General features: G+C 69.0%; 23 protein-coding genes. 16 read left to right on the top strand and 7 right to left on the bottom strand.

Features of this window, described 5'->3' with window-relative positions; translation table 11 throughout:
- Nucleotides 1-7: 7 nt before the first annotated feature.
- The 3 genes from ACAM55_RS14960 to ACAM55_RS14950 are packed head-to-tail and all read right to left on the bottom strand — an operon-like array spanning nucleotide 8 to nucleotide 4,060.
- A complete protein-coding gene (locus ACAM55_RS14960) occupies nucleotides 8-1,630 on the bottom strand; it encodes an ABC transporter substrate-binding protein (RefSeq protein ID WP_369652315.1) in 1,623 nt (540 codons plus the stop codon).
- Between the two features lie 34 nt (nucleotides 1,631-1,664).
- Nucleotides 1,665-2,756 carry a C45 family autoproteolytic acyltransferase/hydolase gene (locus ACAM55_RS14955; protein WP_369652314.1) on the bottom strand — a complete coding sequence of 364 codons (1,092 nt, stop codon included), beginning with the start codon at nucleotides 2,754-2,756 and terminating at the stop codon, nucleotides 1,665-1,667.
- Between the two features lie 2 nt (nucleotides 2,757-2,758).
- On the bottom strand, nucleotides 2,759-4,060 hold the full coding sequence (locus ACAM55_RS14950) for an aspartate aminotransferase family protein (protein ID WP_369656404.1): 1,302 nt from the start codon (nucleotides 4,058-4,060) through the stop codon (nucleotides 2,759-2,761).
- A 209-nt stretch (nucleotides 4,061-4,269) separates the two neighbouring features.
- Between ACAM55_RS14950 and ACAM55_RS14945 the strand changes: the two genes are divergently transcribed.
- The 8 genes from ACAM55_RS14945 to fae all read left to right on the top strand — a co-directional run bounded on the left by ACAM55_RS14945 (nucleotide 4,270) and on the right by fae (nucleotide 12,078).
- Nucleotides 4,270-5,205: a GntR family transcriptional regulator gene (locus tag ACAM55_RS14945; protein WP_369652313.1), complete on the top strand. Its 936-nt coding sequence runs from the start codon at nucleotides 4,270-4,272 to the stop codon at nucleotides 5,203-5,205.
- 192 nt (nucleotides 5,206-5,397) lie between these two features.
- On the top strand, nucleotides 5,398-6,441 hold the full coding sequence (locus ACAM55_RS14940) for a beta-ribofuranosylaminobenzene 5'-phosphate synthase family protein (protein ID WP_369652312.1): 1,044 nt from the start codon (nucleotides 5,398-5,400) through the stop codon (nucleotides 6,439-6,441).
- 48 nt (nucleotides 6,442-6,489) lie between these two features.
- Nucleotides 6,490-7,407 carry an NAD(P)-dependent methylenetetrahydromethanopterin dehydrogenase gene (locus tag ACAM55_RS14935; RefSeq protein ID WP_369652311.1) on the top strand — a complete coding sequence of 306 codons (918 nt, stop codon included), beginning with the start codon at nucleotides 6,490-6,492 and terminating at the stop codon, nucleotides 7,405-7,407.
- Nucleotides 7,408-7,421: 14 nt separating this feature from the next.
- Nucleotides 7,422-8,573: an ATP-grasp domain-containing protein gene (locus tag ACAM55_RS14930; protein ID WP_369652310.1), complete on the top strand. Its 1,152-nt coding sequence runs from the start codon at nucleotides 7,422-7,424 to the stop codon at nucleotides 8,571-8,573.
- Nucleotides 8,570-9,577: a methenyltetrahydromethanopterin cyclohydrolase gene (gene mch / locus ACAM55_RS14925; protein ID WP_369652309.1), complete on the top strand. Its 1,008-nt coding sequence runs from the start codon at nucleotides 8,570-8,572 to the stop codon at nucleotides 9,575-9,577. Before ACAM55_RS14930 ends, mch begins: the two co-directional genes overlap by 4 nt.
- A gap of 16 nt (nucleotides 9,578-9,593) precedes the next feature.
- Complete coding sequence (locus ACAM55_RS14920) at nucleotides 9,594-10,544, top strand: RimK family alpha-L-glutamate ligase (RefSeq protein WP_369656403.1); 951 nt, start codon at nucleotides 9,594-9,596, stop codon at nucleotides 10,542-10,544.
- Nucleotides 10,544-11,482, top strand: coding sequence for a triphosphoribosyl-dephospho-CoA synthase (locus ACAM55_RS14915; RefSeq protein WP_369652308.1), 939 nt, complete (start codon nucleotides 10,544-10,546; stop codon nucleotides 11,480-11,482). The genes ACAM55_RS14920 and ACAM55_RS14915 overlap by 1 nt, the downstream gene beginning before the upstream one ends.
- Nucleotides 11,483-11,565: 83 nt before the next feature.
- Nucleotides 11,566-12,078 (top strand): formaldehyde-activating enzyme, encoded by a 513-nt coding sequence (gene fae / locus ACAM55_RS14910; RefSeq protein WP_369652307.1) that lies wholly within the window; start codon nucleotides 11,566-11,568, stop codon nucleotides 12,076-12,078.
- An 83-nt stretch (nucleotides 12,079-12,161) separates the two neighbouring features.
- On the opposite strand, the gene ACAM55_RS14905 is transcribed toward fae, so the two are convergent.
- Nucleotides 12,162-12,593 (bottom strand): dihydroneopterin aldolase, encoded by a 432-nt coding sequence (locus tag ACAM55_RS14905; RefSeq protein ID WP_369656402.1) that lies wholly within the window; start codon nucleotides 12,591-12,593, stop codon nucleotides 12,162-12,164.
- Between the two features lie 303 nt (nucleotides 12,594-12,896).
- Between ACAM55_RS14905 and ACAM55_RS14900 the strand changes: the two genes are divergently transcribed.
- The 5 genes from ACAM55_RS14900 to ACAM55_RS14880 are packed head-to-tail and all read left to right on the top strand — an operon-like array spanning nucleotide 12,897 to nucleotide 18,357.
- Nucleotides 12,897-14,945, top strand: coding sequence for a sigma-54-dependent Fis family transcriptional regulator (locus tag ACAM55_RS14900; RefSeq protein WP_369652306.1), 2,049 nt, complete (start codon nucleotides 12,897-12,899; stop codon nucleotides 14,943-14,945).
- Between the two features lie 19 nt (nucleotides 14,946-14,964).
- Nucleotides 14,965-15,624, top strand: a complete 660-nt coding sequence (locus ACAM55_RS14895; protein ID WP_369652305.1) for a flavoprotein — start codon at nucleotides 14,965-14,967, stop codon at nucleotides 15,622-15,624.
- Nucleotides 15,603-17,078, top strand: a complete 1,476-nt coding sequence (locus ACAM55_RS14890; RefSeq protein ID WP_369652304.1) for a DUF6513 domain-containing protein — start codon at nucleotides 15,603-15,605, stop codon at nucleotides 17,076-17,078. The genes ACAM55_RS14895 and ACAM55_RS14890 overlap by 22 nt, the downstream gene beginning before the upstream one ends.
- Complete coding sequence (locus ACAM55_RS14885) at nucleotides 17,075-17,656, top strand: DUF447 domain-containing protein (RefSeq protein ID WP_369652303.1); 582 nt, start codon at nucleotides 17,075-17,077, stop codon at nucleotides 17,654-17,656. The genes ACAM55_RS14890 and ACAM55_RS14885 overlap by 4 nt, the downstream gene beginning before the upstream one ends.
- On the top strand, nucleotides 17,653-18,357 hold the full coding sequence (locus tag ACAM55_RS14880) for a (5-formylfuran-3-yl)methyl phosphate synthase (protein ID WP_369652302.1): 705 nt from the start codon (nucleotides 17,653-17,655) through the stop codon (nucleotides 18,355-18,357). The genes ACAM55_RS14885 and ACAM55_RS14880 overlap by 4 nt, the downstream gene beginning before the upstream one ends.
- 42 nt (nucleotides 18,358-18,399) lie before the next feature.
- Here the strand turns inward: ACAM55_RS14880 and ACAM55_RS14875 are convergent, their stop codons facing one another.
- From ACAM55_RS14875 to ACAM55_RS14865, 3 genes are read right to left on the bottom strand one after another with little or no spacing between them, the layout of a single operon-like run.
- Entirely contained in the window at nucleotides 18,400-18,999 is a 600-nt protein-coding gene (locus tag ACAM55_RS14875) for an aspartate kinase (RefSeq protein WP_369652301.1), read from the bottom strand.
- A complete protein-coding gene (locus ACAM55_RS14870; protein WP_369652300.1) occupies nucleotides 18,999-20,099 on the bottom strand; it encodes a hydantoinase/oxoprolinase family protein in 1,101 nt (366 codons plus the stop codon). The genes ACAM55_RS14875 and ACAM55_RS14870 overlap by 1 nt, the downstream gene beginning before the upstream one ends.
- Nucleotides 20,086-21,075 (bottom strand): ATP-grasp domain-containing protein, encoded by a 990-nt coding sequence (locus ACAM55_RS14865; protein ID WP_369652299.1) that lies wholly within the window; start codon nucleotides 21,073-21,075, stop codon nucleotides 20,086-20,088. The genes ACAM55_RS14870 and ACAM55_RS14865 overlap by 14 nt, the downstream gene beginning before the upstream one ends.
- A 29-nt stretch (nucleotides 21,076-21,104) precedes the next feature.
- On the opposite strand from ACAM55_RS14865, the gene ACAM55_RS14860 reads away from it, so the two are divergent.
- The 3 genes from ACAM55_RS14860 (at nucleotide 21,105) to ACAM55_RS14850 (ending at nucleotide 24,987) form a co-directional block, all read left to right on the top strand.
- Entirely contained in the window at nucleotides 21,105-21,842 is a 738-nt protein-coding gene (locus ACAM55_RS14860; protein WP_369652298.1) for a HisA/HisF-related TIM barrel protein, read from the top strand.
- Between the two features lie 230 nt (nucleotides 21,843-22,072).
- A complete protein-coding gene (locus tag ACAM55_RS14855) occupies nucleotides 22,073-23,305 on the top strand; it encodes a formylmethanofuran dehydrogenase (protein WP_369652297.1) in 1,233 nt (410 codons plus the stop codon).
- The gene (locus ACAM55_RS14850; protein WP_369652296.1) at nucleotides 23,302-24,987 is read left to right on the top strand and encodes a formylmethanofuran dehydrogenase subunit A; all 1,686 of its coding nucleotides are present in this window, start codon (nucleotides 23,302-23,304) and stop codon (nucleotides 24,985-24,987) included. Before ACAM55_RS14855 ends, ACAM55_RS14850 begins: the two co-directional genes overlap by 4 nt.
- The last annotated feature ends 3 nt before the right edge of the window (nucleotides 24,988-24,990 follow it).

Raw genomic sequence — 24,990 nt, 5'->3', positions numbered from 1 at the left:
GCAGGCCTCAGGTGCGCGTGTCGAGCCGCACGTTCCAGAACCGCGGCTTGGCGGGCGCCCAGCCCTTGAAGCCGGTCACGTTCTTGCGCATGGCGGTGGCATCGCTGGCGTTGAAGAGCACCACCATCGGCACGTCCTGGAGCATCTGGCGGTGCATCTCGTCGAACAGCGCCTGGCGCCGCGCCTTGTCGCCCGCGGTCATCGATTCGGTGAGCCGGGTCTGGGCGAAGGCGCTGTCCCACACCTTGCGCGGCTGGCTTGCCTTGGGGCCCGACACCATCTCGTAGTTGAGCGAGGGATCGATGCGCGCGGAATAGATGAAGGCCATGGCCTGGTATTGGCCCTTGGTGTAGCGGTCGAGCTGGGTGGCCCAGTCGAGCACTTCGAGCTCGACGTTGATGCCGGCCTCGGCCGCCATGGCCTGCACCAGCACGGCGGCGGAGTAGAGCGCTTCGTAGCGCTTGTTGGCGAGCAGGCGGATCGGCTGTCCCCGGTAGCCCGCTTCGGCCAGCAGCTTCTTCGCCGCGCCCAGGTCGCGCTTGTAGCCGCTCGCCTGCGCGCTGCTGTAGTAGGGGCTCGACGCGGGCACGACCGAGTTGTTGACGGGCGAGAGGCCTTCGGTCACGGTGCGCGCGATCTCGGGCGTGTCGAGTGCCAGGGCGAGCGCGCGGCGCACGCGCACGTCCTTCAGCACCGGGTCGGTGGTCTGGAGCAGCAGCGCCACCATGCTCATCACGGGCGTGGTGTCGACGATGACGTCGCTGCGCCCGCGCATCTCGATCACGTCCGACGGGCTGGGGCTCAGGAAGGCGTCGATGCCGCCGCTGTAGAGCGCGGCCTTGGCGGCGGCCGAATCGGGAATGACGGCGAAGCGCAGGTTCTCGATCTCGGCCTTCTTGCCGCCGGTGAATCCGTCGCGCGGCTCCCCGCGCGAAACGTAACCGTCGAAACGCGTGAGCTCCACATACTGGCCGCGCTTCCACTCCTTGATCTTGTAGGGGCCGGTGCCGATGGGTTCCTTCCACTGGCCGTCGGCGCCCACCGAGCTGCGGTGCAGCACCGCGGCGCCGCCGCAGTCGGGCCGCGCCATCATCGGCAGAAAGAGGCTGCTCGCGCGCTCGAGCTTGAAGACCACGGTCTTCGGGTTGGGTGCCTCGATCGACAGCACCTTGGTCATGCCCTTGCCATCGAACTCGGACAGGCAGCGCCAGCCGCTGGTGGGCTTCAGGTAGCGCTGCCAGCTCCACACCACGTCGTCGGCAACCAGCGTGGCGCCGTTCTGGAACTTGACGCCGTCGCGCAGCGTGAAGGTGTAGGTCAGCCCATCGGCGGAAGTGTCGATGCGGCTCGCCAGCATGGGGCCGACCGAGGTGTCTTCGCGCAGCGCGACCAGGCCTTCGACCACGTGCAGCAGCACGTTGTCGGTGTTGTCGTCGCGGTTGCCGCCCGGGTCGGTCGAGCGGATGTCGGAATTGATCTGTATGCGCAGCGTCTGGCCGGCGGCGTTCTGCGCCAGGGCCGAGGCGGCTGCAAGGCACAGCCCGGCGGCGGCGAGGCGCATCGGCCAGCGCGGGCGCGAATGAACGAGGGGCGCCGCGTCGGCGGCCGGGCTGGGTCGGGGCAGTTTCATGGAAACACTCCTGGCGAAGGCTGGGCGGGGCATGTCAGAGGGAATATTCGGTGAACCGGTGGGCCTTGAAGGGCGCGGGTGCGATGCGCATCTTGCGTGCCGCCGGGTCCATCACGATGGTGGCCACGGTGGCCGACGAGGCGCCACCGGGGCCCGCGCTCGGGCTTCGGCACACGGCGCGCGGCGCGCCGAAGCGGTCTTGCAGCGCGTCGAGGACGTCCTGTTCGGTGAGGTCGCCCGCGCGCTTGTGCAACGCTTCGGTCACGCGGCGGTCACGGTAGAGCGAGTCGGGCGTGGTTTCCAGGCTGCGGTCCACCACGCGCGCCAGCGCGGCCGCCGTCTTGAAGTGGTTGGCATGCACCAGGACGCCGTTCTCCGGCTGCTGCCAGAAGACCTGCTCCGGGCAGGTTTCCAGGCTCACCGCTTCGCCATCGGCGTGCGTGAGGATCATGTTGTTGGAGATCGAGCGCGCCGTGCGGCACACCACGCCCAGCGCGTTGGCGTAAAGCTCCGACTGCAGGATGCCGCGGCGGATCAGCGCGAGCGGCACGCCCTGCTGCTTGCCGTCGTTGTCGGCCTTGATGAAGTTACCCGTGACCGCGATGCCGGCGCTGTTGAGTCCGGCGCGGGCGAGCGTGCCCGCTTCCGCGAAAGTCAGCATGGCCGGCCCCTTGGCCGGCTGGATGCGCAGCACCACGCCGAGCTCCAGGCTCTCGACGCGCCAGTCCCAGTTCTGCGCGTGGATGAGCTTGCCGTCGCGCGCGGCGGAGGGCATTACCACCACGCCGGTGCAGCCGTCGGGCGGCTCGGTTGCTTCGAGCTGCGCAAAGGCGTAGAGCATCTCGCTGCGCGCATTGAGCGCGATGATGTCCTCGGCAGGCACGCCGGCGCCTTCGGCCAAGCCCTCTATTTCGCGCATCATGCCGGCGTCGAAAGCCTCGATGAGCGGCATGAAGCGGCGCGCGAGCGCACGGGTGCGGTCCCAGCCAAGGCCCACGCGCTCGAAGGCCTGGCGATAAGTTTTCAGGCTCAGGTCGATGCGGTCGCCGGCCGCGCGGCCGTACTGCTGGCCGCACTGGCGCGCGTCGCCTTCGACGTCGTAGAGGGGGAACGATTCGATGTCCATGTTCATGCTTCCTTGTCCGTCGAGCGCGCAGTCTGCGCGATGGCCGTGCGCAGCGCGTCCGCGATCTGCCCGATGTGTTCGCGCCCGATGGTGAGCGGTGGCGAGAGCGCGATGGTGTCCCCCACCGAGCGCACCAGCACGCCCAGGTCGGCGCACTGCTGGGCGACGGCTTGCGCGTGCGTGCCCGGACCGTCGGCCCAGGCCTGCAGCTCGATGCCGCCGAGCAGGCCCGTGTTGCGGATGTCGATCACGCCCGGCAGGCCGCGCAAGCCATGGATCGCGTCCTCGAAGAACGGCGAGAGCGCTGCCGCCTGGGCGATGAGGCCGTCTTCGGTGTAGGCGTCCAGCGTGGCCATGGCGGCCGCGCAAGCCAGCGGATGGCCCGAATAGGTGTAGCCGTGCGAAAGCTCGATGGCGCCGACGCTGCCCTGCATGAAGGCATCGTGGATTCCGTCGCGCATCAGCACCGCGCCCATCGGCACGGCACCGTTGGTGAGGCCCTTGGCGGTGGTGATGATGTCGGGCGTCACGCCGAACAGGTCGGCCGCGAAGTTGGCGCCCAGGCGGCCGAAGCCGGTGATGACCTCGTCGAAGATCAGCAGGATGCCGTGGCGGTCGCAGATTTCGCGCAGGCGCTTCAGGTAGCCGCGCGGCGGGGGCAGCACGCCTGTCGATCCGGCCACGGGCTCGACGATCACCGCGGCCACCGTCGAGGCGTCGTGCAGCGCCAGCAGGGCCTCGAGCGCATCGGCTTTTTCGATGCCGTGCGCGGGCTCGCCGCGCGAGAACGCATTGCGTGCCAGGTCATGCGTGTGGGGCAGATGGTCCACGCCGTTGAGCAGCGGGCCGAAGGTGCTGCGCTGGCGGCCGATGCCGCCCACCGAGATGCCGCCGAACCCCACGCCGTGGTAGGCGCGCTCGCGGCCAATGAGGCGGTAGCGGCCCGCGTCGCCGCGCGCCCGGTGATAGGCCAGCGCGATCTTCAGTGCGGTGTCGACCGACTCCGAGCCGGAGTTGGTGAAGAAGACGTGGTTCATGCCCTCGGGCGCGAACTGCGCGAGCCGCTGCGCCAGTTCGAAGGCCGCGGGGTGGCCGATCTGGAAGTTGGAGGCGTAGTCGAGCACGTCGATCTGCGCCTTCATCGCCGCACTGACCCGCGGGTTGCGATGGCCGGCGTTCACGCACCACAGGCCGGCAATGGCGTCGAGCACGCGGCGGCCGTCGGCCAGGTCGTAGTAAAGGCCTTCGCCGCCTACGATCAGCCGGGGCGACTGCTTGAACTTGCGATTGGGCGTGAAGGGCATCCAGAACGCGTCGAGCGAAGGCGCAAGGCCGGTGGTCCGCGCGGCAGCGGCGGAAGAAGAGGGCAGGGTGTCGGCAAGGGCCACGAGTTGGTTTCTCCGTTGGGAGCAACCCGTCGCCTGGGTCGCCGTGGGGCCGATCTTAGGAATGCAAATTGTATTTTTGGCACAAGATGTACATGGTTTTTTGAGCCAAAAAATACAAAGATGCCATGATCATGGCCCCCTCGACGATGAACAAGCCGATCGCACCTATCCCGCCCCTGACCCAGCGCGTGAGCCGCTACATCCTCGACCAGGCGCTGGCGGGGGGCTACGAAAACGGCCGCCACATGACCGAGGCCGACCTGGCCAGTCGGCTAGGCATTTCGCGCACGCCGGTGCGCGCGGCGCTGCGCTTTCTGCACGAGCGCGCCGTGCTGGCGCATGCGCCCAACCGCGGCTACACGCTGGTGGCTGGCCGCGAAGCGCTGGCGCTCGTGCGGCGCGAGCTGCCCGAAGACGAGGAGAAAACGCTCTACTACCGGCTGCTGCGCGATCGCCTCTCGGGCAAGCTTCCCACCCGCGTGAACGAACTCGAGCTTGCGCAAAGCTACGGCGTGCCGCGCACACTGCTGCGCACCGTGCTCACCACGCTGCTGCAGGACGGCGTGCTGCGCGGGCGGCACTACCAGCGCTGGGAGTTCACCGAAACGCTGGACTCGGTGGAAAGCGAGCGCGAGAGCTACCGGTTCCGCCTGACCGTCGAATGCGCGGCGCTGCGCGAGCCGGGCTTCCGGGTCGACCACGAAAGGCTGCTTGCCTGCCGGGAGCGCCAGCGCGCCCTGCTGGCCCAGGCGTCGCGGCATTCGTGGATGGATTTCTTCGAGGCCAACGCGCAGTTCCACGAACTGCTTGCCAGCGCCTCGGGCAACCGCTTCATCCTCGATGCCGTTCGGCAGCAGAACCGGCTGCGGCGCATGGCGGACCTGTCGGACTACCCGCTGGTGAACATCGACCTGCTGCACAAGTCATGTCGAGAACACCTGCAGATTCTCGAGGCGGTGGAGGACAACGACCTCGACGCGGCCGCCGCGCACATGCACTCGCACCTGAGCCGCGCCAGCGACCTCGTCGAGCGCCGCGCGATGGGGGTGCTGGGCGACTGAGGAGGAGACGGCGGCACGGCAGCCTCCCCCTCGCTGCCGCTGCCGAGCGGCGTGACACAGTGTCCCGCTCCTGGGACATCGCCCGCCCTCTCCACGCGCGAAGCCGTGGTGCGCCCCTGTGGAGGCCCGGACGGAACGGCCCTTGCTATGACAAGCGGGTCAATGACTTCGCCTCGCCGTCCACCACCGCCCATGACCTCCGCCGATCTCGCCTTCGCCCCCCGGCACGACCTGGGTATCCGCACGGTGAGTGTGAGCGCTCCCGGGCGCCTGCACCTGGGTTTTCTCGATCCCTCCGGCTCCCTGGGGCGCGCCTTCGGCAGCCTCGGGGTGGTGATCGACGGTTTCACCACGGAGATCGAGCTGTCGGCGTCCCCGTTGGACCACCTGGCGGCCGACACGCCGGCCGCCGAAGCCGAACTGGCCCGCGCCGCCGCGCATCTCTCGCTGCTGCGGCAGCGCAGCGGGTGCCATGCGCCGCTGTCCTTGCGGCTGTGCCAGGTGCTGCCGCCGCATGCGGGCTTCGGTTCGGGCACGCAGCTCGCGTCCGCCATCGGTCGCGCCTTTGCCGAATGGCACGGCCTCGACGTGGGCACCGCGACGCTGGCGCACTGGCTCGGCCGTGGCCTGCGCTCGGGCATCGGCATTGCGGGCTTCGACACCGGCGGCCTGCTGCTCGATGGCGGCCCCGGAGCAGACGGCCTGCCGGCGCCGCTGCTCTCGCGCATTCCGTTCCCGGAGGAATGGCGCATCGTCGTGGTCCAGGACCCTGTGCACCGGGGCCTGTCGGGCGGTGCCGAAAAAAATGCCATTGCGTCCTTGCCGCCGTTGCCGCAGGCGGTCGCCGCCGACATCTGCCATCAGGTCCTGATGCGCGTGCTGCCTGGCGCGGCCAGCGAGGAGTTCGCGCCGTTCGCCGCCGGCATCAACCGCATGCAGCAATTGCTCGGCGAGCACTTTGCGCCGGCGCAGGGCGGCGTCTTCACCAGCCTGGCGGTCGCACGGCTGATGCGGTGGTTCGCCGACGCGAGCCGCGCCAACGGGGCCGCCATCGGGCAAAGCTCCTGGGGCCCCACCGGCTTTGCGATCGTGTCTTCGGAAGCCCGTGCCCAGTTGCTCGTCGACGCCGCGCGGGCCGGCGGGCATGTCGACCCGCAGCTGGAGATTCGCATCGTCACCGGCCGCAACCGCGGTGCCGCGGTGCGTGACCGCCGCGCACCGCCGCGCGACCGCTGAACTCGCCCATCCAACTTTTCCATTCATTCCAAACGCAGGCTCTCTCTCATGGAACGTCCCCGCATCCTCCACATGTTCACCCCCGGCCCCCAGATGAGTCCGTTCGACATCAACATGGCGGCGGACGCGGGCTACCAGATCATCGTGCCGTATTGCGGCGTGGCGCTCGACCGCATCACCGGGCTGACGCAGGACACCATCTTCTCGCGCGGGCCCAAGGGCGTTGCGCGCACCGGCATCTTCATTGGCGGGCGCGATGCGCAGCTGGCGGCCGACATGCTCGAGCGCGCAAGGACCTCGATGGTCAAGCCCTTCGTCGTCTCGCTGATGGCCGACCCCAGCGGTGCCTACACCACGGCCGCGGCCATGGTCGCGTGCGTGGAGGCCGCGTTGAAGCGCAATCATGGCCACGGCCTGGAAGGCCAGCGGGTGGTGATCCTCGGCGGCACGGGGCCGGTGGGCCGTGTGGCCGGCGTGATCGCGGCGCAGGCCGGGGCCGACGTTTACCTGTCGAGCCGCAACGGCATCGACGCGGCGCAGGAGGCGGCGGATGAAACCGGGAAGCGCTTCGGCGTGAGCTTGCACGGCCTCTCGGGCGGCGACCCCGATGCCGTGCGCCGCTCCATCGCCGATGCCGACGTGCTGCTGGCCTGCGCGGCCGCGGGCGTGCAGGTGGTGTCCGGCGAAGCGCTCGGTGCCGCGACTCGGCTCAAGGTGGCGGCCGACGTGAACGCCGTGCCGCCGGAGGGCATCGCCGGCGTGGGCGTGATGGACGACGCCAAGCCGCTGGCCGGGACCCAGGCCGTGGGCATTGGCGCGCTGGCCGTGGGCAACGTCAAGTACCAGACGCAGCATCGCCTGCTGGTGCAGATGTGCGAGGCCGAGAAGGCGCAGGTGCTGAGCTTTGCCGAAGCCTTTGCCGTGGCGCGCGCGTTCCTGGTCGAGCAGGCCGCCAAGACGGCTTGAAGCGCCGCTGCCCAATGCCGACGATTGCCGTTGCCGCCATCTCCGCGCGCGCCATGGCCGAGGCAGCGGCCGGCGACGGCTTCAAGGTTGTCGCGCTCGATCTGTTCGGCGACATCGACACGTGCCGCGCCGCATCGCGCTGGCTGCCGATCGGTACGCCGGGCAGCTTGCAGATCGATGCCGCCAGCGTGATGGCAGCGTTGCATACGCTGGCCAAAGAGGGCGCGGACGGCGATCCGGTGCTGGGCTGGATCGCGGGCAGCGGCTTCGAAGGCGAGCCCGACTTGCTCGAAGAGGGCGCGGCCGTGCTGCCGCTGATCGGCACCGCGCCGGCCGCCGTACGCCGCCTGCGCGATCCGGCGGCATTCTTCGGCTTTCTTTCGGCGCGCGTCATGCCCTTTCCCCAGGTGCTGCTGCGGCCGCCGGAGGATCCCGCGGGATGGTTGATGAAAGACGCGCATGGCTGCGGCGGCTGGCATGTGCGCCATGCGCCCTGGTCGATGGACGAGCCACCTTCATCGCACCATTACTTCCAACGCGAGATGCCGGGGCTGCCGATGTCGGCCACCTTCATCGCCAATGGCCACGACGTCCGTGTGCTCGGCTTCAACGAGCAGAGCGTGCGCCGCTTCGGCACGCGGCCCTACGTGTTCTGCGGTGCCATCGGACCGGTGCCCTTGCCCGGCGACGTTGCAGACCGGGTGACTTCGATCGCACGCGCATTGACCGTCGAGTTCGAGCTGCGCGGCCTGTGCAGCCTCGACTTCGTGCGCGACGGCGACACCATCGGTGTGCTCGAGATCAACCCCCGTCCGCCGGCCAGCATGAGCCTCTACCGTCGGCCGGATGGCTCGCCGGGCGTGATGCAGGCGCACGTGCGCGCCTGCCTGCAGGGCGAGCTGCCGCCGTCGACGCCTTTGCCGGCGCAAGACATCGAAGGCATCGAGATCGTGTTCGCACGGCAACCCATCGAACTCGATGCGGCCGCCGCGCGACGGCTCGCCGCTTGGCCCGGCCTGCGCGATGTGCCGGCTGCGGGCCAGCGTTTCGACATCGACGACCCCGTGTGCACCCTGACCGCGAGCGGCACCAGCGCGCAGCAGGTGCGCGCCCGCTTGAACGAAGGCCGCGAACGGCTACTGCAATCACTGGAGACCCACGCATGAGCAACACTTCCTCGCCCAGGGCCGCCGCGGGCCTGAGCGTCAACCTGCTGGCGCGTCCGCTGGTCGAGCGCCTGCTGGCCGACGCCGATGCGCTCGGGCTGCGGGTGCGCCGCGACGACACCGGCGTGCACATCGTCGATGCCGGCATCGAGGCACCCGGCAGCGTGGCGGCAGGCCTGTGCGTGGGCGAGATCTGCATGGGCGGACTCGGGCGTGTGAACCTGCGCAGCGGCGCCAGTGCCGAGGGCTGGCCCACATGGCTCGACGTGCGCAGCTCGCAGCCGGTGCTGGCCTGCCTGGGCAGCCAGTACGCGGGCTGGAGCCTCGCGGCAACCAAGGAAGAAACCGGCGGAAAGAAATTCTTTTCGCTCGGCTCCGGTCCGGCACGTGCACTGGCGGTGAAGGAAAAGCTCTTTGCCGAACTGGACTACCGCGACCACGCGCCATGCGGCGCGCTGGTGCTGGAGGTCGACCGTGCCCCGCCCAAGGTCGTGATCGACAAGCTCCTGCGCGATTGCGGCCTGGCCCCCGAGGCGCTGACCCTGATCCTCACGCCCACCACCAGCCTCGCGGGTACGACGCAGGTGGTGGCGCGTGTGCTCGAGGTGGCACTGCACAAGGCGCACGAGCTGGGTTTTGCGCTGGCCGACATCGTCGATGGCGCGGGCACCGCGCCGCTGCCGTCGCCAAGTGCCGATGGCGTCGAGGCCATGGGCCGCACCAACGATGCCATTCTGTACGGCGGCCGCGTGCACCTGACGGTCCGCGGCGACGACGATGCGGCGCGTGGGCTGGCCCGCGCGCTGCCGTCGCGCAATTCACGCGACCACGGCCGCTCCTTCGCCCACATCTTCAAGGAGGTCGAATACGACTTCTACAAGATCGACGGCGCTTTGTTCGCACCGGCCGAGGTGTGGGTCAGCAACATCGACAGCGGCAACACCTGGCACGGCGGCGCGCCCGACATGGAGCTGCTGCAGCGCCTCTGGCTGCAGGAAGCATGAAGGCAATCACATGGCCATGCGCATCGTCATCATGACCGACGAGATCGGCTGGCACACCCGCCAGCTGCAGGCCGCTCTGCGTGCTCGCGGCGCGGTGGGGCGCTGCGTCGATCTGGCCGATTGCAACATCGACACCACCGCGGCCTGGCATGGCCTGGTCATTCCCGGCTATGGCCGCGAACTGCCCGATGCGGTGCTGGTGCGCGGTATTGCCGGCGGCAGCTTCGAGCAGGTCACCAAGCGGCTCGGCGTGCTGCACGCGCTGCGCGAACTGGGGGTGCCGGTCTACAACGATGCCCGCGCCATCGAGCGCACGGTCGACAAGTCGATGACCAGCCTGCTGCTGCATGCCGCGCGCATCCCGGCACCCGCCACCTGGGCCACCGAATCGGCGGCGCAGGCGCGGCGCATCGCCATGCGCGAGACGGCCGCGGGGCATGCACTGGTGCTCAAGCCCCTGTTCGGATCGCAGGGCAAGAACCTCCGGCTCGTGGGCGAGGTCGACGGCGTGCACCATCCCATGCCCGACATCGATGCGGGCTACGCGGGCCTTGCCTACCTGCAGCGCTTCGTCCCGCCGATGGCTTCGCCCGGTTTCGACTGGCGCGTGATGGTGGTGGGCGGGCGTGCCATCACCGCGATGCGGCGCGTCAGCACGCACTGGGTCCACAACGTGGCGCAGGGCGCGCGCTGCGAGCCGGCCGAACTGGAGCCGGCGCTCGCGCGCATGGCCGAAGGCGCGGCTCACGCGCTGGACATGGACTACGCGGGCGTGGACCTCATCGCCGCGGCCAGCGGACCGAGGATCCAGGTGCTGGAGGTCAACGGCGTGGCCGCCTGGCAGGGGCTGCAGCGCGTCACGGGTTTCAACATCGCGCGCGCCATCGTCGATGACCTGCTCGACCGCAAGATGGCGCAGGTCCGGCGCCGCGTGCACGAGAGCGTGGCTCCGGAGCGCCGCGCCTGATGGCCATGCGCCAAGCGTCCACCGAGCGCGCCCGGGCCTGTTTCCTTCGGGCCTGCTGGCTCGACGTGGCCGTGCGCAAGCCGGGCAACGTGAGCCAGGCCTCGCCCGGCCACGGCATGCAGGCTTCGATGTTCATCGCCAGCGCGCGCGCCGCGGCCGGCGCGCTGTTCGAACCCGGCTTGCGCGTGGGGGAGCGCATCGAGGCCGCGGTGGAGGCCACGTGGGCGGTCGCCGGGTGCAACACCAACCTCGGCATCCTGCTGCTGTGCGCGCCCATTGCGCTGGCCGTGGAGCGGCACCCCGGCGCCGCCACGCCCGCGGCCTTGCGCGCCGCCATCGAGGGCGTGCTGGCCACGCTCGACATCGACGACGCCAGCGCGGCCTACCGCGCCATCGCACGCGCGCATCCGGGAGGCCTCGGAAGCGCGGCGGAGCAGGACGTGCACGATGCCCCCACCATCGATCTGCGCGCCGCCATGGCCCTGGCCGCGGACCGCGATCTCATCGCGCGCCAGTACCGCGACGGTTTTGCGGATCTGTTCGCGCTGGCGTTCCAGGCGCCCGCCTACCAGCCCGGTTGCGGGGTGGTTCTGGCCGATGCCGACATGCCACCGGATGCGGCCACTGTGGCTTCCGTCCAACGGCTTTACCTGGCTTGCCTCGGCGCCTTTCCCGATTCACACATTGTTCGAAAACACGGCGAGCGCGTGGCACAGACTGTCATGACGGCGGCGCAGGCCTGGCGCGAGCGTGCTGGCGCGGGCGCCGTGCTCGATGCCGACCCCGGCTTTGCCGCCTGGGACCTTTCTCTCAAGGCTGCGGGCGTCAACCCCGGGACGAGCGCCGATTTCACCGTGGCGGCGCTGCTGCTTTCGGGCTGGATCCAGTCGTGCGCGGCACCCGCGCGCGATGCCGCGAACGCATGGCACGGATCGTGATACCCATGGCATTGCGCTGGTCTTCCTGACCGGTGTCGTAATGACCCTAATCACCTTGGACCTCTGAGAGGAGACTCGAAACCATGGCAAAAATCGATCGACTGATGGTGGGCGAATCGCTCGTTGGCGACGGCAATGAAGTAGCCCATATCGACCTGATCATCGGGCCGCGCGGCAGCGCTGCCGAGACGGCCTTCGCCAACGCGTTGACGAACAACAAGGACGGCTTCACTTCGCTGCTCGCAGTCGTGGCGCCCAACCTGCTGACCAAACCGGCCACCGTGATGTTCAACAAAGTGACCATCAAGGGCGCCAAGCAGGCGGTGCAGATGTTCGGTCCGGCGCAGCGCGGCGTGGCGCTGGCGGTGGCCGACAGCGTGGAGGATGGCACCATCCCCATGGCGGAGGCGGACAACCTGTTCATCTGCGTCGGCGTGTTCATACACTGGCTTGCCGACGACGACAAGAAGATCCAGGACTACAACTACCAGGCCACCCGCGAGTCCATCCAGCGCGCAGTGGCTGGTCTGCCGACCGCCGCCGAGGTGGTGGAAAAGAAGGGCAAGACGGCGCATCCGTTCGCTGCCCACCTCTGAAACGCACAAACAAAAACCGACGCGTGAACCGCGTCGGTTTTTTCCTTTGTCATGCCGCTACTAGCGGCAGCAGTGTGCAATGTTCAGTGCTTGGCGGGCACCATGCCGCTGGCGAGAAAGTTCAGCACGGTGGCACCGGGCGCCGATTTGGAAGCGCGGTGCGTGGGCGCATGGCGTTCGATCTGCACCCCCACGGCCTGCACGTCGTCGAACTTGCGCGGCTTCACCACCTTCACGCGGACCCAGCTGGCACCGAACTCGTCGATGAGGATGTCCGCAATGGCTTCGGCAAAGGCCTCGAGCAGTTGCAGCCGGTGCTCGGCCAGGAGCCGCACCAGCCGCTCGCGTACCACGCCGTAGTCGATCGTGTCGCCGATGCGGTCGGTGTCGCAGGCGCGCGCGCGCGGCACGCCGGCATGCACGTCGATCACCAGCGGTTGCGGATGATGCAGTTCCGAATCGTGGATGCCGATCACCGTCTGGCCGCTGAAGCCTTCGATGAAGATCAGGTCCATGGGCGCGGGCGCCTCGGCCGCGCCCACCGCGCCGGGGGCATGCGAGACATTCGAAGCAAAGGGACCGGTGGAAGGACGCGGGCTGGTGTTCAAGTGGTGTCTCCAGTGATTCGAATGTGTTTGAAAGTGTGTCTGGCGGCAGATAGTCAGCCAACGACAGGATTCATCAACGCAAAATGCAGGCCAGAGATCGGACCCGCCGCGAGGCTGCGAGTGCTTGGTGTTTCACCCGGTGCGCAGTAACTCGGCAGGCACAACAATGGGCCGACCAAGGAGACATATGGAACGCGCCGGAGAACTCCAATGACATTGACGCTGCGACAAGGCGACAGGCACGCTGACCGTGTGCTCGACGTGGTGAGGCGGGGCTTCCACGAGGAAGGCAACGATCTGGTCACGCGCTCGTGGAGCCGTTGCCTGAATCAATACCAGCTCGACCCGGGCCGACCGCGCGAACCCGTGATCATCGCGTCATCGGCCCTGCAGAGCCGGCGCAACCAGCATGCCGACGTGATCGAGTGCGCGCGCTACGAGATGACCACGCTCTACCAGCAGCTCGCGGATGCGGAGTCCGCCGTGGTGCTGACCGATACCGACGGCGTCATCGTGCACATGGTGTCCTCGCCCGAGTTCGCGGCCGAAGTGGAACCCATGGGCCTGCGCGCCGGCGGCATGTGGGGCGAGGCCGAGGCCGGGACCAACGGCATGGGGACCTGCCTAGCGGCCGCGCACCCGATCTCCGTGCGGCGCGAAGAGCATTTCTTCAGCCACTTCACGCAGCTCACCTGTTCGGCGGTGCCGGTGTTCGATCCGTCCGGAGAGATCATCGCCGTGCTCGACGTGACGAGCCGCTCCAGCCTCATGCAGCAGCACGTACTGGTGCTGCTCGGCATGACGGCGCGCATGATCGAGAACCGCCTCATCGACATGCGCTTCTCGAATGCGCATCCGCTGCACTTCCACAGCCGGCCGGAGTTCGTCTACACGCTGCACGAAGGCAAGCTCGCGGTCGGCGACGACGGGCGCATTCTTGCGGCCAACCGCAGTGCGCTGTTCCAGCTCGGCGTGCAGACAATGGACGAGATCCGCACGCAGCGCATCGACGATCTGTTCCAGACCTCGCTCGAAGACATCGTGCAGCGCAGTCTTTCTTCTTCATTTCATCCGGTGGTCGCCTACCGAGCCAACGCGGCGCTGCGCTTCTTTGCGGTGGCGCGTCGGCCCGCCTCCGATGCTGCAACGCCGTCGCGCGCAACGCGTGCAGTCGGCGCGGGTTCGGGTCCCATCGTGGCGGAGACCGGTGCCGAAGCCTTCCGCGCACCGTCGCGCCCATCGGCCCCGCGCGCGCCCGGCATTCGCACCTTCAAGGACGCACGCCTCGTTGCGCACCTGGACACCGCCCGGCGTGTGGTCGCGCGCCGCACGCCGGTGCTGCTGTGCGGCGAAACAGGCTCGGGCAAGGAAGTGTTCGCACGCGCCATCCACGAGACCAGCCCGCATGCCGAAGGCGCCTTCGTCGCCGTCAATTGCGCGAGCCTGCCCGAGACGCTGATCGAATCCGAACTCTTCGGCTACAAGGCCGGTGCCTTCACCGGTGCACAGCGCAGCGGCCGGCGCGGCAAGATTTTGCAGGCCGACGGCGGCACGCTGTTCCTCGATGAAATCGCCGACATGCCGCTGGAGCTGCAGGCCCGTCTGTTGCGCGTGCTCGACGAGCGCCAGGTCACGCCGCTCGGCACCGAGGAAACCCACCCGGTGGATTTCCAGCTCGTGAGCGCGAGCCATCAACACCTGCCGAGCCTGGTGCGCGAAGGCCGCTTCCGCGAAGACCTTTACTACCGGCTCGCCGGCATCGAACTCGACTTGCCACCGCTGCGCGACCGCACCGACAAGCGCGAACTGATTCACGACGTGCTGAAGGACGAAGGCGGCAGCGACAGCCGGCTGGGCGAAGACGCCGAACGCGTGCTCATGGCCTATGCGTGGCCCGGCAACCTGCGGCAGTTGCGCCACGTGCTGCGCAGCGCCGCGGCGCTGGCCGACGGCAAGACCATCACCCGCGAACATCTGCCGTCGTTGGCCGCCAGGGTGGTGCCTTCGCCCGTCTCGGCCTATGCCGCGCTGCCCGCCGCATCCGAGCCCGCGGAAGCTTCAGCGGACGCCGCGCCTTCCGACGCGGCACCCGCCGTCAAACTCAACCCGATCCAGGCCAACGAGCGGCAAGTGCTGTTGCAGATGCTCGAGCAGCATCGCTGGAACGTGAGCAACGTCGCCAAGGCGCTCGATGTCAGCCGCAACACCTTGTACCGAAAACTCCACAAGCTTCACATCGAAATCTCTCCACCCGATTGAGCCGACGGGCTCGCTGGACATGACGACGAACGGGGAGCCACCGGCCACGGGCAAGAAAATCGATCCGCGCGGCACGGCCCTGGTTGCCGAAGACGGAGAACCGCCGCTGCCGGCCTCGCCGCCGCGCTCTCGGATAGCCTGGTGCATCACGGGCTCCGGCCACTTCCTGGAGGAGTCGCTGGCGCTCGCGTCGCGGCTGCCATCGGTGGACCTGTTTCTCTCGGCCGCCGCCGAGGAAGTTCTGCCCATCTACAAGCTGCACATCGAGGCATTGAAGGCGCGCTTTCGCGTCTTTCGCGACAAGACCGCGAGTGGCGTGCCGGTGGGCATGCTCTACGACGACGTCTATCACACGGTGGTGGTGGCGCCGGCCACCAGCAACACGGTGGCCAAGTGCGCTTTCGGGATCAGCGACACCTTGCCGACCAACATGTTCGCCCAGGCCGGCAAGCTCGGAATTCCTGGCATCGTGTTTGCATGCGATACGGAACCGGTGGTGGTGACTAGGTCGCCGCACGACTGGGTAACGCTGCGTCCGCGGCGCATCGAACTGGACAACGTGGACCGGCTGCGCGGCATCGACTTCTGCCAGGTGGTCGCGTCGCCGGCCGAACTCGAAGCCGTGCTCGATGCACGCTTGAAGGAACTCTCTCTCGCATGGAACACATCGTCTTCCTGACCGGGCGCCTCGCCCAAGCCAGCCTCACGCGGGTGCTGGCCGGCATCGAGGCGGCACCGTTCACATGGGAAGTGCGGGAGATCGGATTGCAGGTGGCCGCGCTGATGACGGCCGACATGATCCGCCGCCGCGTCGCGGCCCCGGTGTTCACCGAGGGCGAAGGCGAGGGCGCGGCGTCGCGGCGCGCCGACCGCATCATGGTGCCGGGCCGCTGCCGGGGCGACGTCGAGGCCCTGAGCCTTCACTTCGGCGTTCCGGTGGAGCGAGGCCCGCAAGAGCTGAAAGACCTGCCGCGCCACTTCAACCGTACCGCGCGCGCGGTCGACCTGAACGAGTACGAGGTCGCGATCTTTGCCGAGATCGTCGATGCGCCGCGGCTCACGGTGCCGCAGATCATCGAGCGCGCGCGGCAGCTGGCGGCCGACGGCGCCAATGTCATCGACCTGGGCTGCCTGCCCGAGACGCGCTTCGACCACCTGGCCGAAAGCGTGCAGGCGCTGAAGGCCGAAGGCTTCCAGGTGAGCGTCGACTCGAGCGAGGCGCAGGAACTGCTGACCGGCGGCAAGGCCGGCGCCGACTACCTGCTGAGCCTCACGCTCGACACGCTTTGGATCGCCGACGAAGTTGAATCCACACCGGTGCTGATTCCGCGCGTTCCGGCCGATGAAGAATCGCTGTACGAGGCGGTGACGCTGATGCAGCAGCGCGGCCATGCCTTCCTGGCCGATTCGATCCTCGATCCGATTCCGTTCGGCCTTACCGCATCGATCGTGCGCTACCACCGGCTGCGCGAGCGATTCCCCGATGCGCCGATCATGCTCGGCGTGGGTAACCTCACGGAGCTGACCGAGGCCGACACCAGCGGCATCAACGCGGTGCTGTTCGGCATTGCCGCCGAGCTGAACGTGGCGGCCGTGCTGACCACGCAGGTGAGCCAGCATGCACGCCGCGCGGTGAGCGAGGCCGACTGGGCGCGGCGCATCATGCATGCGGCGGCACGCAATGCCACGCTACCCAAGGGCATGAGCGATGCGCTGATGACGGTGCATGCCAAGCATCCGTTTCCCGACACGCCCGAAGAGATTGGCGAGATCGCCTCGCAGGTGCGCGACCCGAACTTTCGCGTGCAGATTTCGCCGCTGGGCCTGCACGTGTACAACCGCGACGGCCTGCGGCTGGGGCAGGGCGCGTTCGAGCTCTGGCCGCAGCTCAAGCTGCAGGACGACGCCGACCATGCGTTCTACATGGGCGTGGAACTCGCGCGCGCCGAAATCGCCTGGCAGCTCGGCAAGCGCTATGTGCAGGACCAGCCGCTCGACTGGGGCTGCGCCGCGCCGCGGCCCGCCGAAGACCTCGCGCGCTGGTGCGCACCGGGAACCACCATGAAGACATCGAAGAACAATGCCGCAGCCGAGCCCGGCGCCGTGAGCACCACCGCGCCAACACCCTCATGAACGACCAGATATTCGAAGCCGTGGTGACCACCGTCGCGCCCGGCGGCAAACCGCACGTGGCACCGATGGGTATCCGCTACCAGGAGGGCGCCATCCTGCTGATGCCGTTCAAGCCCTCGACCACGCACGACAACATCGTGGCCACAGGCCATGCGGTGCTCAACATCGTCTGCGACACGCGCGTGTTCGCCGGCTGCGTCACGGGACGCAAGGCGTGGCCCACGCTGCCGGCCGAACGCATCGAGGGCGTGCGCCTGGCGGCCGCGCTGCGCCACGTCGAACTGGAACTCGCTGAGCAGCGCGACGATGCGCAGCGCCCGGTGCTGCGCATGGTGGCCGTGCACGAGGCCACGCATGCACCCTTCGTCGGCTTCAACCGCGCGCAGGCTGCGGTGATCGAAGGCGCCGTGCTGGTCAGCCGCTTGCACATGCTGCCCCCGGAGAAAGTGGAAACCGAAATGAGCTACCTGCAGATTGCGATCGACAAGACAGCCGGGCCCGAGGAGCGCGAAGCCTGGGAGTGGCTCTGCGCGGCGGTCGTGCAGCACCGCGCGGGCATGCCGGAGCGCACATCATGACGCGCATGCTGGTGAGCGTTCGCAGCGTGGACGAAGCCTTGCTCGCGGCCCGCGGCGGGGCCGACTTCATCGACCTGAAGGAGCCCAGCGACGGCGCGCTGGGCGGTTTGCCCGTGGCGACCATCGGCGCCATCGTGGGCGCATTGCGCGCGCATGGCATCGGCCTGCCCGTGAGCGCAACCATCGGCGACCTGCCGATGCATGCGCTGGACCGCATCCGCGCCCAGGTGGACGCGGTGGGTGCCTGCGGTGTCGACTACGTGAAGGTCGGCATCGAGCGAGGTCCCGAAGCCTTCGTGGTACTCGACGCGCTCGCGGCTTGCACTTGGCCCGTGGTGCCGGTCTTCATTGCCGACCGCGGGCTCGATGCCACGCTGATCGCGCGCGCCTGCGCACTCGATTTTCCGGGCCTCATGGTGGACACCGCCGACAAGCTGGCCGGAAGCCTCTTCGATGCGGTGCCCATGGCGGACCTGCGCGCCTTTGTGGCCGAGGTGCGCGCCTCGGGCCGCATGGCCGGCGCGGCCGGTGCGCTGCGCGTGGCGCACGTTCCCTTGCTGCAGGCGCTGGCGCCCGATTTTGCGGGATTCCGCAGCGCTGTTTGCGTGGCCGACCGCAAGACAGCGCTCTGCCCCGAGCGGCTCGCGGCGCTGGCCGCGCTGCTGCACGGCGAAGCCGTCGTGGAACCGGCGGCGGCCTGAGCTTTTCGCGCGGGGCGGTCTCGCCCGCGCCCTCGGTGTTCGTCAGCGGGGCGTGAAGGTGGCCTCGCCCAGCAACAGCGCGCGCATGGTCGACAGCTGGTTCTTGTGAAGCAGGGTGATCGGAAAGGCGGCGTCATCGGACTGTTCGGCAAACTGCTGGTCGAGCACGCCGGCATCGCCAAGCTCTGCCAGCGTCATCTGCGGATCGATGGCGCACGATTTGACCAGCACCAGCTGCTCGGCATTGAGATGTTTCGCCAGATCGAGCGCAATGGTGTCCGACGTGGCGTCCCAGCCGGTGCGCTCGTCGGGCTGGTCGCGGCGCAGTTCGAGCGGCAGCCACAACGCCGTCTTTCCCTGGCGCAGCAGGTCGGGGATGTCGGTCTTGCGCGTGGCCAGCTGCAGGCCCGGATTCAGCGCATGCAGCTGGTAGGCCGTCTGCGCCATGGCCAGCACGGCCATGTTGTGGGCAGCCAGGTCGTTGAACTGCCAATGCGACTGCACGCGCCGCACTTCGTCCGCAAAGCTGCCGCCGCCGCAGACCACCGTGACGCGGCCACCGCCGATCTGCGTCAGGAGGTCGAGCCACTGCGGCAGCACCGGGTCGGAACAAAGGCTGCCGCCGATCTTGACGACCCACATCAGTCGTGCTCCCTTTCGAACAGCGCCGCCACAGCCACGCTCGGTGCGCACACCTGTGCCCAGGTGGTGGTGCCCGCAGCCGCATGGCGGGCCACGCTCGCGACGTCGCCGCCATAGGCAGCAAAGCGGCGCGGCACGGAACCGGGCGTTTCGGCGGCGGCCGCGGTGGCCAGGTCGGGCACCAGGAAGGCACCGCAACCCGCGCTCACGATCACGGCCTCGCGCGAGAGCGCATGCGCGGCCAGCACGCGGCGCAGCTGTGCGGCAATGGCTTCGACCTGTGCGGCGCGCCAGGCCTGCGCAAGGTCCAGCCATTCGCCCGCGGAGGCATCGCGCTCGTCCAGCCCCACCATGCGCGCGAGACGCTGGCGCGTGGCGGCCAGGCCCTTGTCCGCGTTGTCGGCGCTCGGGTACAGGTCGTGCGCCGGGTCGAGCTCACCGCACAGCCGGTAGACGTCGGCCGTGGTCGCGAAGAACTCGTTCATCACGTGGCGTGCCTGGCCGCGCCATTCGATGCGCTGCGTCAGCGCGCACACCGGGGTTCGCACCACGCCGTGGTAGGCGAGCTCGCCGCTCACGAGGCGTTCGGCGTCGGTGCGGCTGGTGGTCAGCACGCCCTCGTTGCCGAAGGCGATGAGGTCGGTGGTGGTGCTGCCGATGTCGACCAGCACCCCTTCAGGGAACACCAGCGCGGCATGCCGCGCGGTGGCGAGCCAATTGGCCGATGCGATGTGCTCCCAGAGCCGTGCCACGTCGGCGGCGGTGGCGCACCAGCCGGCATCTCCGGCGAAGAAGTGCAGGGCGCCCGGCGGCACGGGAAGCGCTGCCGACAGCGCTGCAGCAATGCCGCGCACGCCAGCTTCGCGATCGGGAAACAGGTCGACCATCTCGCCGGTCATGGTCACCGCATGCTTCGCTGCGCCGAGGCCGGGCCAACGCGCTTCTGCGGCTTGCAGAGCGCGCGTCAAATGGTCGAGCCCCTGCCAGAGCGGACAGCCCCATTGCGCGACGTCGACCACCTCCCCGCCTTGCAGCAGGCAGGCCTTGACGTGCGCGCCGCCGATGTCCCACCCGATGGTGGCGCGTTCAGGCGTCGGCACGCGCAAGTTCCCTTTCGTGAACGCTGCCCCCGTGCAGCCGATCTGCCAGCAACTCTGCGGCCAGGTTGCGCCCCAGCGCCGCGGAGAGCCCGACATAGGCGCAGGTGACACGCGGATTGACCTCGATCACCACCGGCCCGCGCTCCGGATGCCAGACCAGGTCGATGCCCGCGAAACCGCGCAGTCCGGGGATGGCGCGCGCCACCTGCTGGGCCAGCGCCGCCAGGGGAGCCCGGCGCGGATCGTCGCGGCCCACCGCATCGACGCTCACGCCATCGAAGGACAGTCGTCCATGCGCGTCGATCGAGATGCGTTGGCGGTTGATGCTCAGCATTTCGGCATTCTGCGCCGTGCACAGCAGCGAGAGGCTCAGGGCTTCGCCTTCGATCCAGGGCTCGAGGGTCAAGGTGGCGCCTGCCTCCGTTCGCCGTGCCATGTCGCCCCGAGCATCCGCATGACGGGTGTGCACGTGGGTGGCCACGCCGCCCGCGCCATCGTCGGGCTTGACCACCCAGCGCGTGATATCGGGCGCATCGGCAAAGGCCAGGGTCGTCTGCACGCCGTGGGCGGCCAGGTGCGCGAGCGTGGCCTTCTTGCCCGCCGTGAGCTCGATGGCTTCGACGCTGCATCCGAGCCAGCGCGCGTTGCCCACCGTGCGCTGAAAGCGCGCCAGCAGGCCGTCCGTTTCGGGTGCCACCAGCCACACCAGGTCGTGCAGCGCGCTTTGCCGCGCCACGAAGTCGAAGGCCGATTCGTTGGTGCGCGGCCGCAGCGGCACCGCGCCGGCGGGCAGGGTGTTCCCCGGTTCGCAGACCGCCGCCGAGACCGAACAATCGGCAGCGCGCCGCAGGTCCGCCACCATGGCATCGCGCATCGACAGGCCCAACGGCAACAGCTCGTCGGCGGCCGCATCGTCGCCGTAGTCGCTCCAGCCGCCGCCGCTGAGATACTCGTAAACAAAAACGCGTGTCGTCATTTCATCATCCACTTTCCGGGCTCTTCCCCATGACTTCCGAACTGAACCTGATCCCCGTTGTCGACCTGCTGCAGGGCCAGGTGGTGAGGGCCGTGCGCGGCGACCGCAAGGCGTACCGGCCGATCGTGTCGGCGTTGTGCGCCAGCAGCGACCCGGTGACGGTGGCGCGCATCCTGTGCGACCACTGCGCGGCGCGGCAGCTGTATGTGGCCGACCTCGACGCCCTGCAGGGCGGGCCGGTGCAGATCGCGGTGCTGGCCGATCTGCTGCGGGCGCTGCCCGAGGTCGAGCTGTGGCTCGATGCGGGCCTGGCCGATGCCGCCGCCGGCCAGGCGCTGCGCAGCCAGCTGGCGCCATTCGCCTCGCGCATCGTGCTGGTGTTCGGCAGCGAATCGCTGCGTTCGCGCGAGGCGCTGGAGCGCTGTTTTGCCATGGACGAAGACGGCGCTGGTGAAGGCCAACTGGGCGCCGCGCTGTCGCTGGACCGGCGCGACGGCCAGCGCCTGGACCACGCCGGCTGCTGGGACGCGGTCGACCTGTGGCCGGAGCGGCTGATTGTCATGACGCTCGAGCGCGTGGGTTCCGGCGCGGGGCCCGACCTGGAAACCCTGCAGGAGGTGAGGCGCCTGGCACCGGGCGCCACCGTGATCGGTGCCGGCGGCATTCGCAGCGAGGACGATCTGGCGCGTGCCAGCGCGGCCGGCGCCGATGCCTGGCTGGTGGCCAGCGCGCTGCACGACCTGCAACTGCCGCGCGTGCGCCGCTGATCTGCCGGGGGTGGCGCAACGGGGGTGGTTGAGGCATGCCATCAACCCGCTGCACTCACGAACCGTGCCATCCCCGATGGCGCTCGCATGCCCCGCCGGAGGCCCCCGTCGGCACGCATTGACCGCCAAAAGCGCAACACTATGTCTCACAAACTGTGTGTCATAGGGCGCTACCCCTAGGCGCACGGCCTCGCGGCTGAATGGCACATGGCTTGCGTGGTTGCCTGCCCATGAATGATTTCGACACTGCCACGCAGCCCGGCAATGCCCCGTGGACCTGTCCGTTCTGTCCCTTGTTGTGCGACACCTTCGGCGTCGACATCGGGCCGCCCGGCACGCCGCTGACGCTCACGGGCAGCGATTGCCCGCGTGCGCGCAATGGCCTGGCCAATTTCGATGCCAACGCCAGCGCGGACCAGCCACGGGTCGATGGCCGCGACTGCGATCACGACACCGCCGTGGCCGCCGCCGCCTCGCTGCTGGCCGCCAGCCGCCAGCCCCTGTTCGGCGGCCTCGGCACCGACGTCGCCGGTGCGCGGGCCCTCTATGCGCTGGCTTGCGAAACAGGTGCCATCTGCGACCCCGCGCAGGGAAAGGCGCTGATGCATGGCCTGCGCGCATTGCAGGATCGCGGCGGCTTCAGCACCACGCTGGCGGAGGTGCGGACGCGGGCCGACCTGATCGTCTGCATGACCGAGGAGCCCACGGCGCATTACCCTGAATTCTTCCACCGCTGTGGCGCGGGGGAACGCAACGACCTGGCCATCGAGACATTGCCCCCGCACGGCGACCTGTTCGACACCGTGTCCCTGCTTGCCGCGCTCGTGGCGGGCCGCATCCGGACGGACGACGATCGCGTGCCTGCCGAACTGGCGGCGTTGTCGGCGCGCCTGAAGGCGGCCCGCTATGCGGTGCTGGTGTACGAGTCGGCCCGCCTGCCTGCCCAGGGTGCCCTCATCATCGAGGCCATCCAGCGCATCGTCGGCACGCTCAACCGCAGCACGCGCGCTGCCTCGCTGCCGCTGGGCGGCGGCGATGGCGCCTCCACCGTGAACCAGGTGTTCGCCTGGCTGTCGGGCCTGCCGCTGCGCTCGCGCGCCGGGCCGTTGGGTCTCGAGCACGAGCCGCTGTGCTTCGACGCGGAGCGGCTGCTGGCGGATGGCGCAGCCGACACGCTGCTGTGGGTGTCGAGCTACGGCCCCGAGCCCGCGCCGCCAGCCAGCGACGTGCCGCGCATCGTGCTCGGCCATCCGGCCATGCGCTTGCCGCAGGGCGCGGCCGAAGGCGTTTTCATTCCCGTATCGACGCCGGGCATCGGTTCCGGTGGCCATCTGTTCCGCACCGACGGCTCGGTGATGATGCCGCTGCGGCCGCTGTACGAGGACGGGCTGCCCAGCGTTGGCGACGTGGTCCGGCGCCTGGTGCATGCGGTCAAGGCAAAGAAGATGGAGCGCGTGCAATGACGGCCACACTTCGCCTGCGCGGCGGCCGCGTCATCGACCCTGCGAACGGTTGCGACGAGGTGCGCGACCTGTACGTGCGCGACGGCCGCATGGTCGAGCTGGCGCCGCACGAAGCCGCCACCGAGGAGATCGACATCGGCGGCTGTATCGTGATGGCGGGCGGCATCGACATGCACACCCACATCGGCGGCGGCAAGGTCAACCTCGCGCGCATGCTGCTGCCCGAAGACCACCGCGCCAATGCAAACCCCGTGGCGCTGCCCGACAACGTGCTGGAGCTGGCCTCCTGCGGCACCTGCACGCCCGGCACGCTGGCCACCGGCTACCGCTACGTGGAGATGGGCTACACGGCGGCCTTCGAGCCGGCCATGATGGCGTGCAATGCGCGCCACACGCACATGGAGATGGGCGACACGCCCATCCTGGACCATGGCGCCTACGTGATGCTCGGCAACGACGAACTGTTTCTGCGCATGCTGGCCGAGCGTTGGGATTTCGAGCGCATCCGCGACTACGCGGGCTGGACCATCAACGCCAGCAAGGCGATGGGCGTGAAGGTGGTGAACCCCGGCGGGATCTCGGCCTTCAAGTTCAACCAGCGCAGGCTCGACGTCGACGAGAACCACGTGCACTGGCAGGTCACGCCGCGGCAGGTGGTGCACACGCTGGCCCGTGCGCTGCGCGAACTGGGCGTGCCGCATCCGCTGCACATCCACGGCAGCAACCTGGGCGTGGCCGGCAACATCCAGTCCACGCTCGACACCATCGCCGCATTGGACGGCCTGCCCGGGCACCTCACGCACATCCAGTTCCACGCCTACGGCACCGAAGGGCCGAAGAAGTTCTCGTCGGCCGCGCTGCAGCTTGCGGAAGTGGTGAACGCGAACAAGAACGTCAGCATCGACGTGGGCCAGATCATGTTCGGCCAGACCGTCACGGCCTCCGGCGACACGATGCGCCAGCATGCGCAGTCGGGCCTGGCCGATCCGCGCAAGTGGATCGGCGCCGACATCGAATGCGAAGCCGGCTGCGGCGTGGTGCCGTTCCGCTACCGCGAGCAGAGCTACGTCAACGCGCTGCAGTGGGTCATCGGGCTGGAGATCTTCTTGCTGGTCGACGATCCGTGGCGCGTGGTGCTGACCACCGATCATCCCAACGGCGGCCCGTTCACGAGCTATCCGCATCTGATCCGCCTGCTGATGGACCGCAGCTTTCGCGAGGAGCAATTGGCCAAGCTGCACCCCGAGGTGGCGGCGCAGGCCGCGCTGCGCTCGATCGCGCGCGAGCTCTCGCTCTACGAGATCGCCATCATGACCCGTGCCGGCCCCGCGCGCCTGCTGGGCCTACGCGATCGCGGCCACCTGGGCGCGGGCGCCGCGGCCGACATTGCGGTGTACCGCGAGAATTCCGACCGCGAAGCCATGTTCGCAACCCCCGAATACGTGTTCAAGGACGGCGTGCTGGTGTCGCGCGCAGGGCGCGTCACGGCGGCGCCGGTGGGCGGCACGCACTTCGTCGCGCCGGACTACGACCGCGGCATCGAGCAGCGCCTGCGCCGGCATCTTGCGGCGCAGGGTTCGGTCAACTTCGACCACATCGCCATCGGCCACGACGAGCTGTGCCAATGCTGCAACGGCGGGCGCCTGCTGCCGGCTGCGTGCTTCCAGGAGGCGTCGTCATGAAGG

Origin of the sequence: Variovorax sp. V213, from assembly GCF_041154455.1 — a bacterium.
In the GTDB taxonomy this organism is placed as follows: Bacteria; Pseudomonadota; Gammaproteobacteria; order Burkholderiales; family Burkholderiaceae_C; genus Variovorax.
This window is presented reverse-complemented; position numbering and strand designations above follow the sequence as displayed.

Excerpts from the sequence above, each read along its gene's own strand:
- ACAM55_RS14960 (WP_369652315.1), bottom strand. The coding sequence starts at position 1,630 with ATGAAACTGCCCCGACCCAGCCCGGCCGCCGACGCGGCGCCCCTCGTT.
- ACAM55_RS14955 (WP_369652314.1), bottom strand. The coding sequence starts at position 2,756 with ATGGACATCGAATCGTTCCCCCTCTACGACGTCGAAGGCGACGCGCGC.
- ACAM55_RS14950 (WP_369656404.1), bottom strand. The coding sequence starts at position 4,060 with ATGCCCTTCACGCCCAATCGCAAGTTCAAGCAGTCGCCCCGGCTGATC.
- ACAM55_RS14945 (WP_369652313.1), top strand. The coding sequence starts at position 4,270 with ATGATCATGGCCCCCTCGACGATGAACAAGCCGATCGCACCTATCCCG.
- ACAM55_RS14940 (WP_369652312.1), top strand. The coding sequence starts at position 5,398 with ATGACCTCCGCCGATCTCGCCTTCGCCCCCCGGCACGACCTGGGTATC.
- ACAM55_RS14935 (WP_369652311.1), top strand. The coding sequence starts at position 6,490 with ATGGAACGTCCCCGCATCCTCCACATGTTCACCCCCGGCCCCCAGATG.
- ACAM55_RS14930 (WP_369652310.1), top strand. The coding sequence starts at position 7,422 with ATGCCGACGATTGCCGTTGCCGCCATCTCCGCGCGCGCCATGGCCGAG.
- mch (WP_369652309.1), top strand. The coding sequence starts at position 8,570 with ATGAGCAACACTTCCTCGCCCAGGGCCGCCGCGGGCCTGAGCGTCAAC.
- ACAM55_RS14920 (WP_369656403.1), top strand. The coding sequence starts at position 9,594 with ATGCGCATCGTCATCATGACCGACGAGATCGGCTGGCACACCCGCCAG.
- ACAM55_RS14915 (WP_369652308.1), top strand. The coding sequence starts at position 10,544 with ATGGCCATGCGCCAAGCGTCCACCGAGCGCGCCCGGGCCTGTTTCCTT.
- fae (WP_369652307.1), top strand. The coding sequence starts at position 11,566 with ATGGCAAAAATCGATCGACTGATGGTGGGCGAATCGCTCGTTGGCGAC.
- ACAM55_RS14905 (WP_369656402.1), bottom strand. The coding sequence starts at position 12,593 with ATGGACCTGATCTTCATCGAAGGCTTCAGCGGCCAGACGGTGATCGGC.
- ACAM55_RS14900 (WP_369652306.1), top strand. The coding sequence starts at position 12,897 with ATGACATTGACGCTGCGACAAGGCGACAGGCACGCTGACCGTGTGCTC.
- ACAM55_RS14895 (WP_369652305.1), top strand. The coding sequence starts at position 14,965 with ATGACGACGAACGGGGAGCCACCGGCCACGGGCAAGAAAATCGATCCG.
- ACAM55_RS14890 (WP_369652304.1), top strand. The coding sequence starts at position 15,603 with ATGGAACACATCGTCTTCCTGACCGGGCGCCTCGCCCAAGCCAGCCTC.
- ACAM55_RS14885 (WP_369652303.1), top strand. The coding sequence starts at position 17,075 with ATGAACGACCAGATATTCGAAGCCGTGGTGACCACCGTCGCGCCCGGC.
- ACAM55_RS14880 (WP_369652302.1), top strand. The coding sequence starts at position 17,653 with ATGACGCGCATGCTGGTGAGCGTTCGCAGCGTGGACGAAGCCTTGCTC.
- ACAM55_RS14875 (WP_369652301.1), bottom strand. The coding sequence starts at position 18,999 with ATGTGGGTCGTCAAGATCGGCGGCAGCCTTTGTTCCGACCCGGTGCTG.
- ACAM55_RS14865 (WP_369652299.1), bottom strand. The coding sequence starts at position 21,075 with ATGACGACACGCGTTTTTGTTTACGAGTATCTCAGCGGCGGCGGCTGG.
- ACAM55_RS14860 (WP_369652298.1), top strand. The coding sequence starts at position 21,105 with ATGACTTCCGAACTGAACCTGATCCCCGTTGTCGACCTGCTGCAGGGC.
- ACAM55_RS14855 (WP_369652297.1), top strand. The coding sequence starts at position 22,073 with ATGAATGATTTCGACACTGCCACGCAGCCCGGCAATGCCCCGTGGACC.
- ACAM55_RS14850 (WP_369652296.1), top strand. The coding sequence starts at position 23,302 with ATGACGGCCACACTTCGCCTGCGCGGCGGCCGCGTCATCGACCCTGCG.